The following is a 14,344-nucleotide window of genomic DNA, read 5'->3' as shown; positions in this document are numbered from 1 at the left end:
AGCCCACGGAGAAAACCACGGACAAATGATCCACAGATTACTCAGATGAACACAGATTCCATAACCACCGCCCCTCAAAAACGACCGCCTGGCGTAGGGTAGGTTGAAGAACGAAACCCAACAAATTGCCGGATCACAGAATGATTTCATCATCAATCGACAGAGAACCGTCTATGATTGTTGGGATTTTTAATTCATATTCCAATAGACGAAATATATTGACAAGCAATGATTCCTTGTTTAGCATTCCTAAAATTTAGTAATTAACGGAACTGTCCGCAGGCGAAGACGCCTTTTTTGCAGTCATCGTCTCATATTCAGTTCTTTTACTGAATTCATTTGTGACAATTGAATTCATGCAAAACAAGTATGAATTGTGTTTCAAGGCTATGAAGATTGGGGATGGGTATGTGGGGGAATCTTTCAAAAATCTTCAAGGTTGTCGAAATTCTTGCCGGACCTGGTGGAGCCACAAAAAAAGAAATCGCCGACGTAGCCGGGACAGGGGAACGTCAGGTTTATCGTGTCCTTGAATCCATTCAGAATATGGGCATTCCGGTTTATGATGACAGGCCGGAGGGTTCCCGTGAAAAAGTCTGGTGCATCGAAGAAAGCTACACCAGGAAACTTCCCAACATAACCATTCCTGATCCGGGCTTTACCCTTCCTGAATTGTTTGTCCTTTGTTTTATCCGTGGGGCTGCCGCTATTTTTCAAAACACGGACATTTCGAAATTTGTGGACTCGTCGTTCGACAAACTCAAAGGTTTTGCCCTTGAGAACCGCAAAGATATATTCGAGAGAATGGAATCGGTTTTCATCACCCGGGACAGGCTGTCAAAGAATTATGCGGGCTGGGAAGACCGTTTTATGCTTAGTCTCGAAGCCATCCTAAGTCGAAAAGTCAGCCTCATTACCTACCATTCCTTCCGGTCCGGTGCCGTCAAGGAGTATCTTGTTCATCCTCTCCATCTTTTTGAAAACGATGGGGGGCTGTATCTGATGGTTCAAATCAAAGACTCCGGACGAATCTATACCTTTGCTGTTGAACGGATCAAATCCATCGAAATAAAAAAAGAGACCTTTATATATCCTTCCGGGTTCGATGCCGGAGATTTTTTAAACCAATCCTTTGGAATATTCATGGATGAACAGGTTGAATGCCGAATCTGGTTTTCAGCTGCGGTTTCACGCTACATAAGGGAAAGGAGATGGGCGGCGGGCCAGACCATCACTGAAAACGATGACGGCTCCATTGTTCTCGATATGACGACCTATGGTTGGGCTGATGTCAAACGCTGGGTCTTGTCCTTTGGCAAAGATGCGTGTGTGATGTTGCCGGAGAAAATGAAAAAGGAGATGGCTCAGGACATTCAAACGATGTCGGCCTTGTACGGAAAATGATTTTTTTAAAAGAGATGGTCTCGTAAAAAGTAAGTTTTTGGACGGCTTCGTAAAATGTTCGAGATCAAGGCTTGCGAGTCCCGAGGAATGAGGCGTACGAAAGGTACGCCGCAGTGACGAGGGATGACGCGTAACGCAGATATCGGACGTTTTTCGAAGCCGTCAAACGCTGGGTCTTGTCCTTTGGCAAATGCGTGTGTGATGTTGCCGGAGAAAATGAAAAAGGAGATGGCTCAGGACATTCAAACGATGTCGGCCTTGTACGGAAAATGATTTTTTTAAAAGAAGTAGGACAGAAAATGTCATGGTTGCCGTGTATAAATACCATCAGACGACATGACAACGATCACCAGACACTGTTTTTTCTTTTTTAAAATCAATCCGGAGGTGCAGCACATGACCGAACAAGAGATCCGAGACTTTCTTTCCATGGTCGGAGATGATGAGATATTGCTTTTTGCCCTTTTTGAAGGCGACAAAGAAGTCCCCGATGGTATGGCCGGCCTCTGGCATCCCAAGTCCCTGGAAATTCTGACTGCCATGGAACTGATATCCTGGACGGGAGATACTTACGTGCTTTCCCGAGATGGCCATGCCATCGCAAGGTTTATAAATGATAATGATGGAGCCGACGTTGTTTACGGAAAAAGCTCAGCCAAATTCTGGAAAAAGTTTTCAGGCTCGTTGAATGAGGGCTAAGCCTATGACAAAAGACCGCCATACCATCGAACATTATGAAGGATGTCTGCTCGGCGGAGCCGTGGGGGATGCCCTGGGCGCTCCGGTCGAGTTTATGTCGCTTTCTGAAATAAAAGGGCAGTTCGGCCCCTCCGGCATCAAGGACTATTATCCGGCATTCGGCAAAACAGGGGCTATCACCGACGATACCCAGATGACCCTGTTCACCGCAGAAGCGATGCTCCGTGCCGTCACACGCGGCCACCACAAAGGGATTGCCTCGCCAACCTCCATGGCCAGGCTTGCCTACCAGCGCTGGCTGGTGACCCAGGAAAGCGAATTCAGCGGATACACCGATGACAGGCTGCTGTTGGGCATTCCGGAGCTCTACAGCCGAAGAGCGCCGGGCCAGTCATGCCTGTCCGCGCTAAAAAGCAGCCGGGAAGGAAGTATCGAAAAACCGATCAATAACAGCAAAGGCTGCGGCGGCGTCATGCGGATCGCACCCGTGGCACTGGCCCCGAATTTCCCGGACTTTTTCGACAACGGCTGTGAGATCGCCGCCATCACCCACGGGCATCCCACAGGCTATCTGGCCGCCGGTTGCCTGGCCCAGATCATCCGGAACATCGTAGACGGCCAGGACCTGATCGATGCCGTTCAATCCGTCCAAACGATTCTTGCAACAAAAAGACACAGCGACGAATGCCTTGCGGCCATCGAAAACGCCCTCGATGCCTTTCGCACCCAACCCGCCACCTTTGAAACCGTGGAAGCCTTGGGTGAAGGCTGGATTGCCGAAGAGGCCCTTGCCATGGGCATCTATTGTGCGTTGGCGGCCGATGACGATTTTGAAAAAGGCCTGATTCTTTCGGTCAACCACGGCGGCGACTCCGACAGCACCGGGTCCATAACAGGCAATATCCTGGGAGCGCTTTTGGGGGTATCCGCCATTCCGAAGCGGTATCTGGACAGTCTGGAACTGAAAGACACCATCAAAGAAATGGCCGAGGATCTCTTTACGGGGGTCAGGGATACCGATGCGTGGTGGGATAAGTATCCGGGGTATTGATAGACAACATCAGGTCTTGTGTGGTTGGTTTGCTGCTATGAAAAGAATGACGTCGTTGTTGACATAACTTGAAGAGAATTTTATGCCCCCTACTGGCATCGGACGGTTTTGGAACGGTAAGATGCTGAATTATACCAGCAACAGGGTTTTCATATTGTTGCGTGTATTGAAATTTAGTAGATCTATTCTTGCTTGTATTTTGAATTAATCAAAAGAATCAAGCAGTACTAAAACGAATAAACACCGTAGGTGTATAGTTTTCATTACAAAGGACTTAGCGTTTATGGCCATAAAAAAGACAGAGCTTTATTCATCATTGTGGGCAAGTTGTGATGAGTTGCGCGGTGGTATGGATGCATCGCAATATAAAAATTATATCCTGACCCTTCTTTTTGTAAAATATGTATCAGATAAATACGCCCATCAGAAATTTGGGGCGATACGGGTGCCGGAGGGTGGTTCGTTTGCTGATATGGTCAAACAGAAGAACCAGAAAGATATTGGTGATCAGCTTAATAAAATTATTGGGAAACTTGCTTCAGCAAACGATATGGCTTGGCTTTCGAACCCTGATAACGATTTTAACAATGAGGATCGTTTGGGGAAAGGGAAAGCCATGGTGGACACTCTGACCTCTTTGGTGGGTATTTTTGAGAATCTTGATTTGGGAAAAAACCGTGCGGATGGTGATGATCTATTGGGTGACGCATATGAATACCTAATGCGACACTTTGCAACCGAGTCAGGTAAAAGCAAGGGACAGTTCTACACACCTTCAGAAGTGTCGAGAATTTTGTCAAAAATTTTAGGCATCAATAATAGCACTCGCCAAGATGAAACAGCATATGACCCCACATGCGGTTCAGGTTCACTGCTGCTAAAAGTTAATGATGAAGCCCCCAATGGCCTGACGCTAAATGGCCAGGAAAAAGATAACGCAACAGCGGCATTGGCAAAAATGAATATGATTTTGCATGATGCGCCGTCTGCAGAAATTTGGCAGGATGACACCTTATCAGAGCCGCACTGGGTAAAAGACGGCCATCTTCAAATGTTCGATTATGCCGTGGCCAATCCCCCGTTTTCGTATAAATCTTGGAGCAGCGGTATCAATGTTGCTGAAGATCCATACAAACGCTTTGAATATGGGCATCCCCCGGAAAAAAACGGTGATTATGCATTTCTGCTTCACATCATAAAATCCCTTAAGAGTACTGGTAAAGGCGCTGTGATTCTGCCGCATGGTGTCTTATTCCGTGGAAATGCAGAGGCAGATATTCGGCGTAATATTGTCCGGCAAGGATACATCAAAGGTATTATAGGCCTTCCTGCCAATCTTTTTTATGGTACGGGCATACCTGCATGTATCATCATGATAGATAAAAAAGGTGCAAAAGCTGAACGGTCGATTTTTATGATTGATGCCAGCAAGGGGTTTATGAAGGACGGCAACAAAAACAGGTTGCGGTCACAGGATATTCACAAAATTGTGGATGTCTTCAATAAACAGTTGGAAATAGATCGCTATTCGCGAATGGTTCCGTATGAAGAGATTGCTGTTAAAAATGAGTTTAACCTCAATATTCCCCGCTATATAGATGCCAGTGACCCGGAAGATATCCATGATTTGGATGCCCATCTAAACGGAGGTATCCCCAAACGTGATATTGAAGCCCTTCAGAATTATTGGGATGTTTTCCCGAGTCTGCGTCACATTCTTTACAAACCAAACACGAGGAACGGGTATTTTGATGCATGCATCAAGGCCAGAGAGGTTAAATCAACCATTCTTGACCATGATGAATTTAAGGCCTTCAAAACAAAAAGCTTATCCTTGTTCGAAAACTGGAGAGACACGTATAGCAACAAGCTTGCAAACATAGCGGTTGGTGATAGCCCTAAAGAACTGATTTTTGAAATATCCGAAGATTTGTTGAGCGGGTTCTCAAAAGCGGATTTGCTGAGCAAGTATGACATTTATCAAATTCTGATGGATTATTGGGCGGAAACCATGCAGGACGATGTTTATATGCTGACCCAGGATGGTTGGGCAGCGGGAAACGTTATTCGTCAGCTTGTTCCGGTTAAAGACAAAAACGGTAAGTCCGTTTATAAAGAAGAGCATGATTTTGAGTTTGGTACATCAAAATCAAAAAAACGATACAGGAGTGATATTGTCCGGCCAGCATTAGCCATTGCCCGATATTTTGCGGATAAACAAGTTGCTTTGGATAAGCTGCAGACTGAGCTCGATACCGCAACCCAGGAACTGGAAACTTTCATTGAAGAAAACAGCGGGGAAGATGGCCTGGTTGAAGAGGCTAAAAATGACAAAGGGAAAGTGACCAAAAAAGGGGTAAGTGACAGAATTAACAAATCCAATGATGCAGATGAGATCGCGGTTCTTAAAAAATGCCTGAAGTTGATCAATGCAGAATCTCAATGCAAATCAGCGGCAAAAGCGGCAAAAAACGAACTGGATGAACTTGTTTTTAAGAAAATCCCAAAAATTCCAGAGGACGAGCTCAAAGATATTGTGGTTAATGACAAATGGTTTGCCACTATCGAAGCAAAAATCATTGACGAAATTGAAAGAGTTACCCAACAACTTGCCAATCGTGTGAAGACGCTGGAAGAACGCTACTCTGAAACATTGCCGTTTTTAAATGGTGAAGTAAAAAAATATTCAAATAGGGTTGAAGGCCACCTGAAAAAAATGGGGTTGTCATGGTAAAACCGGGATATAAACAGACGGAAGTTGGCGAGATTCCAGAAGATTGGGATATAAAAACTATTGGTGGACTTGGTGATGTTGTTCGAGGAGGCTCGCCAAGGCCTGCGGGCGACCCACGCTATTTTAATGGGAATTATATTCCATGGTTAACAGTAGCATCATTAACCCAAATACCACAAAATAAAATTTTTGTTGATGAAACCGCTTCATGTCTAACAGAAGAAGGGTCAAAAAGAAGCCGAATACTTGAGCGAAATACACTGATTATTTCTAATAGCGGAGCTACACTGGGAGTGGCAAAAATACTGAATCTTAGATGTTGTGCGAATGACGGTATAGCAGCTCTACTAAATCAGAAATTTGGGAACAAGGAGTTTCTTGTTCAATACATAAACACTAAAACTAAATATTTGCATGACATTGTTGCCTCTGGAAATGGGCAACCAAATTTAAATACAGATTTAATAAGCTTAATTAAAGTACCTTATCCTACAGAGAAAGAGCAAGAAGCCATAGCAAAAGCTTTATCTGATGTTGATGACTTGATTGTTTCGTTGGAAAAGTTGATTGCCAAAAAGCAGGACATTAAGACTGCGACTATGCAGCAACTTCTCACCGGTAAAAAGCGCTTGCCGGGGTTTGGAGAAGGCAAAGGTTATAAACAAACAGAACTTGGCCCAATTCCTGAAGATTGGGATGTCGTTTGCCTTTTAGATGCTTCTAACTGTATTCATGGCAAAGCGCATGAGCAATTTATATCTAAAAATGGAAAATATTCTGTTGTTAATTCTAAATTTGTATCAACAGAGGGAGCCGTAGAAAAATACTCAGATAAAAATTTTTGCCCAGCCCTCTTAGGTGATGTCTTGATGGTATTAAGTGATTTGCCAAACGGAAAAGCTTTAGCGAAATGCTATTTCTCAGATAAAAATGATACGTATGCCGTAAACCAGCGAGTATGTATTTTCAGAAGTAAAAACGTAAATGAAAAGTTTCTATACTACCAACTAAATCGAAATAAATTTTTTTTAGCTTTGGATGATGGCGTTACTCAGACTCATATACTTAATGGCGATATTAAAAGATGTCAGATTATTATTCCCAATAACCCTGAAGAGCAGAAAAATATTTCGGAAATCTTGTTTGACTTGGATCAAGAGTTGCTTTTTATAACCCGTCAACTAAAAAAAATACGAAATGTAAAACAAGGCATGATGCAGGAGTTGCTAACCGGAAGGACAAGGCTCATATGACAATGAAACGCAATTATTACCGCATTATGCTTGGCCGTAAGAGTGCTTATGCCAAAGAGTGCTTTGATGGCAGTTTTATTGGGGGTGATTGGGGGATGGATTTTGATTTAAACGGGAAGCTTCCTGAGAATTGGCGGGATTTTAATAAAGAATTCATTCCTGTGTATTTGGAACTAAATCCTGAAAAGAGCAAGGTTGCTGCAGGGCTTGCTTGCGGAATGCTTCATACAATTTGTAAAGGCATATGTATCGGCGACATTGTGATCAGCCCTAACGGTTCAGGGGCCTACTATGTTGGTGAAGTGGCTGAAGATTATACCTATGTCCCCGGCGGGATATTGCCTCACCGCCGCAACGTGAAGTGGTATCCCAAGACCATTGACCGCAGTGAAATGAGCCAGGGCTTACAAAACTCTGCAGGGTCAATAGCTACAGTCAGCAATATTGCCAAACATGCTGCAGAGATTGAAGGCTTGCTTGCCGGAAATGCTCCTCCGCAATTGATTGCAACCGATGAACTGGTCGAGGACCCCACGGTTTTTGCTTTAGAAAAGCATCTTGAAGATTTTCTTGTTCGGAACTGGGCTCAGACGGAGCTTGGAAAGAACTATGATATTGTTGAAGATGACGGTGAGATTGTTGGACAGCAGTATCCGAGTGATACCGGTCCGATTGATATTCTGGCTATCAGCAAGGATAAAAAAGAGTACCTGGTTGTTGAACTCAAGAAAGGCCGCGCCAGTGATGCGGTCGTTGGTCAGGTTCAGCGCTATATGGGCTTTGTGCTGGAGGATTTATCCGAAGCTGATCAATCCGTTCGTGGTGTTATTATTGCGCTGGAAGATGATTTACGGTTACGCCGGGCGCTTAAAGTTACGAATAACATAGACTTTTACAAGTATCAGGTGAGTTTTAAGCTGTTTAAACATTGATTTCTGAGTGACTACCATCTGGAGGCTGCCATGAGCACAGTTGGACAAAAAGAGACAGTAACACAGAATAGGGTCATCAAACTATTTCGTGAACATCTTGACTATGACTATCTTGGCAATTGGCATGACCGTGAAGACAATAACAGCACTATTGAAAAAGAGTTGCTTGGTTCCTGGCTTAACAAACAGGGGGTGAGCGACACCCTTATTAATCGAACCTTCAGAGCGATTGAACAGGCTGCCGCACTGGGTGATGGCAGACATTTGTATGAAGCCAATAAAGATGTGTATGGGCTGCTTCGGTATGGCGTCAAGGTTAAAGAGGGGGCTGGAGAACTAAACCAAACGGTATGGCTGATTGATTGGGAAAATCCTCTGAACAATGATTTTGCCATAGCGGAAGAAGTCTCTGTCAAAGGTGAGCATAAAAAACGCCCTGATATCGTTTTATACGTGAATGGTATCGCCCTTGGGGTGATAGAATTGAAACGGTCATCTGTCTCTGTTGGCGAGGGTATTCGTCAAAACCTGGATAATCAAAAGAAAGCCTTTATCCGTAATTTCTTTACCACCATGCAACTTGTTATGGCGGGTAATGACACTGAAGGTCTGCGTTACGGAACGATCCAAACGTCTGAAAAGCATTATTACCAATGGAAGGAAGATGTTCCAAACCCTTTTGATAATCTGCTTGATTTTCATTTAAGCCGAATGTGCGCGAAAGAGCGTTTTCTTGAAATAATCCATAATTTTATCGTGTTTGATGCCGGAACCAAAAAGACCTGCCGCCATAACCAGTATTTCGGTGTTAAAGCTGCTCAGGATCACGTAGCGCGTAAAGAGGGCGGTATTATATGGCATACGCAAGGTTCCGGTAAAAGTCTTACAATGGTCTGGCTTGCCAAATGGATACGGGAGAACGTTGATGATGCCAGGGTTTTGATTGTTACGGATCGAACTGAGCTTGATGATCAGATCGAAAAAGTCTTTTTTGGCGTTGATGAGAAAATTTTTCGCACAAAAAGTGGTTCTGATTTGATTCGCGTTCTGAATCAAACGAATCCATGGCTGATGTGTTCTCTTGTCCATAAGTTTGGGCGGCAAAGTGAGGAAAAGGAAGATCAGGCAACGGATGAATATATTGAGGCTTTGAAAGCAGGTCTGCCTTCTGATTTTAGTGCAAAAGGCAATCTCTTTGTGTTTGTTGATGAATGCCATAGAACGCAATCAGGGAAGCTGCATGAGGCTATGAAGGCCATTTTGCCAAACGCTTTGTTTGTTGGTTTTACAGGTACGCCCCTTTTAAAAGATGACAAGAAGCGCAGCATTGAAGTTTTTGGACGTTTTATTCATACCTACAAATTTGATGAGGCCGTTGCTGATGGCGTCGTTCTTGATCTCCGCTACGAAGCCAGAGATGTTGATCAATATGTGACAACCCAAAAGAAAATTGATCAGTGGTTTGATTTAAAGACAAAAGGGCTTTCGGATATGGCCAAAGCCCAGCTCAAGTTGAAATGGGGCACGATGAAGAAAGTCCTGTCTTCACAGGACAGGCTTGAACAGATTGCCAATGACATTTTAATGGATATGGAAACCAAGCCGCGCCTTATGGATGGGCACGGTAATGCCATGCTTGTGTGCGCCAGCATCTATCAGGCCTGTAAAATATTCGATATCTTTAACAAAACAGATCTTTCCGGTAAATGTGCCATCATCACCAGCTACCATCCCTCGGCAGCCGATATCAAGGGTGAAGAATCCGGTGAAGGTGCAACCGAGAAAATCCGGCAATATGATATTTATCGAAAAATGTTGTCCGATTTTTTTGAAAAGCCTGAAGATGAAGCCATGAACATGGTGGATGAGTTTGAGAAGAAAATCAAAAAGATGTTCATTGATGAGCCGGGCCAAATGCGCTTGCTTATTGTGGTTGATAAGCTTCTTACTGGTTTTGATGCACCCTCGGCGTCCTATCTTTATATAGACAAGCAAATGAAAGATCATGGTTTGTTCCAGGCTATTTGCAGGGTGAACAGACTTGATGGTGAGGATAAAGAATACGGCTATATTATTGATTATAAGGACCTGTTTCATAGGTTGGAAGGTGCTATTGGTGATTATACCAATGGTGCTTTTGATAAGTATGAAGCCAAAGATGTGGCTGGGTTACTGTCAGACAGGTTGGAGAAAGCCAAAGAACGGCTCGAAGAAGCCAGAGAGAAAGTCAAAGCATTATGTGAACCCGTATTGGAGCCGCGAGGACAAAAAGAATACCTTCATTATTTCTGCGGTGATACGACAAAGCCGGACGATTTGTCTCATAACGAGCCCAAAAGAATTGCACTGTATAAGGATGTGGCCAGTTTAATAAGAGCTTATGCAAACCTTGCGAATGAACTCGAAGATGCGGGTTACACGCAGCCAGAGGCTGTAAAGGTTAAAGAGGAAGTCGAGCATTTCAATAAGGTCCGGGAAGAGATTCGGTTAGCGAGTGGCGATTATATCGATATGAAGAAATATGAGCCAGCTATGCGCCATTTGCTTGATACGTATATCCGGGCACATGACAGCGAACAAATTGCGGATTTTGAAAACTTAGGGCTTATTGATCTGATCGTGAAAAATGGCTTGGGTGCATTAAATTCCATGCCCGCTTCTATGAAAGCCAATGAAGAAACCATGGCTGAGACCATAGAAAACAACATGAGAAAAGTCATCATTGATGAGCGGGCCGTAAACCCTGTCTATTATGAACGTATGTCGGAGCTTCTTGATGCATTGATTGAAGAGCGCAGAAAACAAGCGATAAGCTACAAAGAATATTTGGAAAAAGTTAAAAGCCTTTCTGTTCAGGTTATTAATGCGGGCGGTATTAATCCATCCGACTATCCTTCCGCTATAGACACACCAGCCAAAAAAGCGTTGTATGACAATCTTAATAATGATGAAGATTTAGCACTTCGGATTGATATAGCTGTACGGACTACGAAGAAGGCAGATTGGAGAGGCAACAGCATACGGGAAAGAGAAATTATGGGCGCGATCTACGAAGTGATTCAGCCTGATGAAAGCCGTTTGGATGAAATTATGGAGCTTGTAAAAAATCAGCATGAATACCAATGATCATCAAACCATAACGGTTTCCCAGATACCCGTTGAGGTCGTCCGGAAAAAAATAAAAAATATCCATCTGGGTGTCTATCCTCCAGAAGGCCGAGTCCGTATTTCTGTCCCCTGCCATATTACGGATGACAATGTTCGTCTTGCGATAGTTTCGAAACTCGCCTGGATAAAAAAACGGCAGAAGGAATTTCAAAATCAGCCCCGCCAGACTCAAAGAGACTATGTGGCAGGGGAAAGTCATTATTTCAAGGGGAAACGGTATATTCTTGACGTGGTTGAAAAGCAGGGGAAACACTCACTGACACTTAAAAATAGCGTCAAAATGATTTTGAGCGTTAACCCAGGAACAACACTGTCTAACAAAGAGACGGTTGTGCAGGAATGGTATAGAAAGAAATTAAAAGAAGATATTTCACTGCTTTTGAATAAATGGCGACCCATTGTGGGCAAGGAACCCCAGTTTTGGGGTGTGAAGAAAATGAGGACCAAATGGGGGAGCTGCAATACAAGTAGTGGTCGTATATGGATTAACCTTGAACTTGCCAAAAAATCGCCAGAGTGTCTTGAATATATTCTGGTCCATGAGTTGGTTCATCTTCATGAACGCCACCATAATGATAAATTCAGGCGGCTGATGGACAAGTTTTTGCCACAGTGGAGAAAAAGCAGGGACATTCTTAAAAGCGAACCTTTGGCTCACGAAGATTGGCTGTATTAGCGAAATAACAAGTAGATAATTACCAAAGAGGCATAGCCATGGCATTCAACATCCCTTCTAAGACATCAATATCAATTAAAGATCCAGAAACGTTATTCCGAGATCTCCGTGATCGTACAGTTGAAGGCCTCCTTGCACAGCAGGCTGACATGTTACGAAAATACATGGATCAAGTTGACAAAAAGGATATTGCGCTTGAGCTGCCTACCGGGAGTGGTAAAACTCTGGTGGGGCTTCTGATAGCAGAATGGCGAAGAAGAACAAAAAGGGAAAGGTGCCTATTACTTTGCCCAACCAAGCAGCTGGTACACCAGGTTGTCGAACAGGCCAAAGAAAAATATGGAATCAGCGCCCTTGATTTTACGGGCTCCAAACACAATTACCCAGTACCAAGCAAAACGGCATTTAATAATTGTGAAACAATAGGTGTTGCAACTTATAACGCGTTGTTCAATACAAACCCATTTTTCAATGGCGTACATACACTAATTTTTGATGATGCGCATGCTGCTGAAAATTATGTGTCCAGTTTCTGGTCTCTTGAGATTAATCGGTACAAAGACGCTAAATCATATGATGCAATTTGGCGGGTCATAGCACCATATACATCAGAAAATGAACAGCTTAATTATGAACAGGGAAATGAGAATTCGATTGATACTTCTTTCGTCAATAAAATCCCTTCGCCATATTTAATTAAGTGTAAGACTGAATTGATTATTGCGATAGATCAAGTGTGCTTGGATGATTCAAATGATGAAAACCCTGAAGGCTACAGTTATCGATGGCGCATGATCAAAGATTACCTTCACGCCTGTCATCTTTATTACACGACTAATTCAATTCTTATCAGGCCACTTATTCCACCGACTAAAAGTTTTGCACCATTTCAAAATGCAAATCAGCGCATTTATATGTCAGCGACTCTTGGTGAAGGTGGCGATTTGGAGAGAATCTTTGGCCGAAAAAGAATCCAACGGATACCTGCACCAGATGGATGGGATAAACAGGGTATCGGCAGACGTTTTTTTGTTTTTCCGATGAGAAAGTTAGATGAGGACTCTTCATTGGACAACACAATATCTTGGATTACGAAATTTAACAGAGCATTGATTCTGACTCCAAGCAACCGTGATGCTGAAAAAGTCAGAGAAACCATTAAAGATCATCCTGAGGCCTTACATTATAAGCTGATTGATGCAGCACAATTAGAGGCATCTAAAAAATCTTTCACTGAGGTTGATTCCGCCATTGCAGTTTTGGCGAACAGGTATGACGGGATTGATCTTATTGGAGATGAGTGCCGATGCTTGGTGGTTTATGGCCTGCCAGAATCAACAAACCTTCAGGAGCGTTTCATTATAAGTCGGTTAGCGGCTTCAATTCTTTTCCAGATACGTATCCGGACTAGGGTAACCCAAGCGGTAGGAAGATGCACCCGTTCATCAACCGACTATGCACTTGTTGTTATCATTGGAGAAAAAGCCCATGAGTATTTCCATTTGCCTGAAAAAAGAGATGTTTTACACCCGGAACTTCAAGCAGAGGTTAACTTTGGAGTAGAACAATCAAACGTTGAATATCCTTCTGAGCTGGGAGAAAATATCGATATATTTATTGATCATGGATCAGAATGGAAAAACGTCGATAATTATATATTGGAGACAAGAGATGAACTCAATCAAGAATCGATCCCTTATGCAGAGCAACTTGGTGAGTCAGTCTCCCATGAAGTGAAATATCAAGATGCACTCTGGGCAGGGGATTATGAACAAGCATTATCTTCGGCTAAAGATGTTCTCGCCCATATTGAAGAAGGTCATGAACTAAAGGGCTATTCATCTCTTTGGAATTATCTTGCTGGCTCAGCTGCATATCAAACGGACCAAATACAAATAGCACAAGATCATTTTTCGAAAGCATTTTCATACGCTTATACATTGCCTTGGCTGAAGCAAATTCAGAACTTGGTCTCTGATAATACAAAGGAAATACCTGTTGATATTTTCTACGGGGAACGAATCGAACGTATAGAAGGAATCCTTGAAAGATTTGGTAAATCAAGTAGTGCAAAAATTGAGCGATTCTTTCAGAATATCCGGGAGGGGCTTTCAAGTTCAGAGTCAAAACCTTTTGAAAAAGCACAGGTCGATCTTGGTCAACTCTTAGGCTTTGAATCGGGAAACACAGAGGGGCATGGCGATCCTGACCCTTGGTGGGTCTTTGGACGCCAGGGTATTGTTTTTGAGGACTATACAGCAACGGGAGACAATCCTGTTGTTTCTAAGAAAAAAACACTTGAAGCCAAAGGCCATCCTGACACTCTTGCATCTAAGCATCCAGGTGTGATTTTTTCAGTCGTATTTTGTTCGACATCAGAGACATTACATCACGCGGCTATACCGCATACAGGAGAAATTTTTTATA

9 protein-coding genes are annotated in these 14,344 nt (G+C 43.3%); all 9 read left to right on the top strand.

All coding sequences use genetic code 11. The annotated features are described in order from the left end of the window. Nucleotides 1-402: 402 nt before the first annotated feature. The gene (locus ACYQ11_RS21175) at nucleotides 403-1,404 is read left to right on the top strand and encodes a helix-turn-helix transcriptional regulator (protein WP_459925829.1); all 1,002 of its coding nucleotides are present in this window, start codon (nucleotides 403-405) and stop codon (nucleotides 1,402-1,404) included. Between the two features lie 396 nt (nucleotides 1,405-1,800). Next, entirely contained in the window at nucleotides 1,801-2,103 is a 303-nt protein-coding gene (locus ACYQ11_RS21170; protein ID WP_459925828.1) for a hypothetical protein, read from the top strand. A gap of 4 nt (nucleotides 2,104-2,107) precedes the next feature. Then, entirely contained in the window at nucleotides 2,108-3,154 is a 1,047-nt protein-coding gene (locus ACYQ11_RS21165; RefSeq protein ID WP_459925827.1) for an ADP-ribosylglycohydrolase family protein, read from the top strand. A gap of 283 nt (nucleotides 3,155-3,437) precedes the next feature. Beyond that, nucleotides 3,438-5,888 carry a type I restriction-modification system subunit M gene (locus ACYQ11_RS21160; protein WP_459925826.1) on the top strand — a complete coding sequence of 817 codons (2,451 nt, stop codon included), beginning with the start codon at nucleotides 3,438-3,440 and terminating at the stop codon, nucleotides 5,886-5,888. Continuing rightward, the gene (locus tag ACYQ11_RS21155) at nucleotides 5,882-7,141 is read left to right on the top strand and encodes a restriction endonuclease subunit S (protein ID WP_459925825.1); all 1,260 of its coding nucleotides are present in this window, start codon (nucleotides 5,882-5,884) and stop codon (nucleotides 7,139-7,141) included. The genes ACYQ11_RS21160 and ACYQ11_RS21155 overlap by 7 nt, the downstream gene beginning before the upstream one ends. After that, complete coding sequence (locus ACYQ11_RS21150; RefSeq protein WP_459925824.1) at nucleotides 7,138-8,073, top strand: endonuclease NucS domain-containing protein; 936 nt, start codon at nucleotides 7,138-7,140, stop codon at nucleotides 8,071-8,073. The genes ACYQ11_RS21155 and ACYQ11_RS21150 overlap by 4 nt, the downstream gene beginning before the upstream one ends. 30 nt (nucleotides 8,074-8,103) lie before the next feature. Then, the gene (locus tag ACYQ11_RS21145; protein ID WP_459925823.1) at nucleotides 8,104-11,199 is read left to right on the top strand and encodes a type I restriction endonuclease subunit R; all 3,096 of its coding nucleotides are present in this window, start codon (nucleotides 8,104-8,106) and stop codon (nucleotides 11,197-11,199) included. Then, the gene (locus ACYQ11_RS21140) at nucleotides 11,186-11,917 is read left to right on the top strand and encodes a M48 family metallopeptidase (RefSeq protein ID WP_459925822.1); all 732 of its coding nucleotides are present in this window, start codon (nucleotides 11,186-11,188) and stop codon (nucleotides 11,915-11,917) included. Before ACYQ11_RS21145 ends, ACYQ11_RS21140 begins: the two co-directional genes overlap by 14 nt. Before the next feature lie 38 nt (nucleotides 11,918-11,955). After that, nucleotides 11,956-14,344, top strand: a 2,389-nt coding sequence (locus ACYQ11_RS21135; RefSeq protein ID WP_459925821.1) for a DEAD/DEAH box helicase, incomplete at its 3' end; no start/stop codon positions are given.

This window comes from Desulfatiferula olefinivorans, assembly GCF_054657895.1.
Note: the sequence above shows the minus strand (reverse complement) of the source record. Positions and strands in the feature narration are given on the sequence as shown.

Bases quoted from the DNA above. Each gene is read 5' to 3' on its own strand.
- ACYQ11_RS21150 (WP_459925824.1), top strand. From the start codon at position 7,138: ATGACAATGAAACGCAATTATTACCGCATTATGCTTGGCCGTAAGAGT.
- ACYQ11_RS21145 (WP_459925823.1), top strand. From the start codon at position 8,104: ATGAGCACAGTTGGACAAAAAGAGACAGTAACACAGAATAGGGTCATC.
- ACYQ11_RS21170 (WP_459925828.1), top strand. From the start codon at position 1,801: ATGACCGAACAAGAGATCCGAGACTTTCTTTCCATGGTCGGAGATGAT.
- ACYQ11_RS21165 (WP_459925827.1), top strand. From the start codon at position 2,108: ATGACAAAAGACCGCCATACCATCGAACATTATGAAGGATGTCTGCTC.
- ACYQ11_RS21140 (WP_459925822.1), top strand. From the start codon at position 11,186: ATGAATACCAATGATCATCAAACCATAACGGTTTCCCAGATACCCGTT.
- ACYQ11_RS21155 (WP_459925825.1), top strand. From the start codon at position 5,882: ATGGTAAAACCGGGATATAAACAGACGGAAGTTGGCGAGATTCCAGAA.
- ACYQ11_RS21175 (WP_459925829.1), top strand. From the start codon at position 403: ATGGGTATGTGGGGGAATCTTTCAAAAATCTTCAAGGTTGTCGAAATT.
- ACYQ11_RS21160 (WP_459925826.1), top strand. From the start codon at position 3,438: ATGGCCATAAAAAAGACAGAGCTTTATTCATCATTGTGGGCAAGTTGT.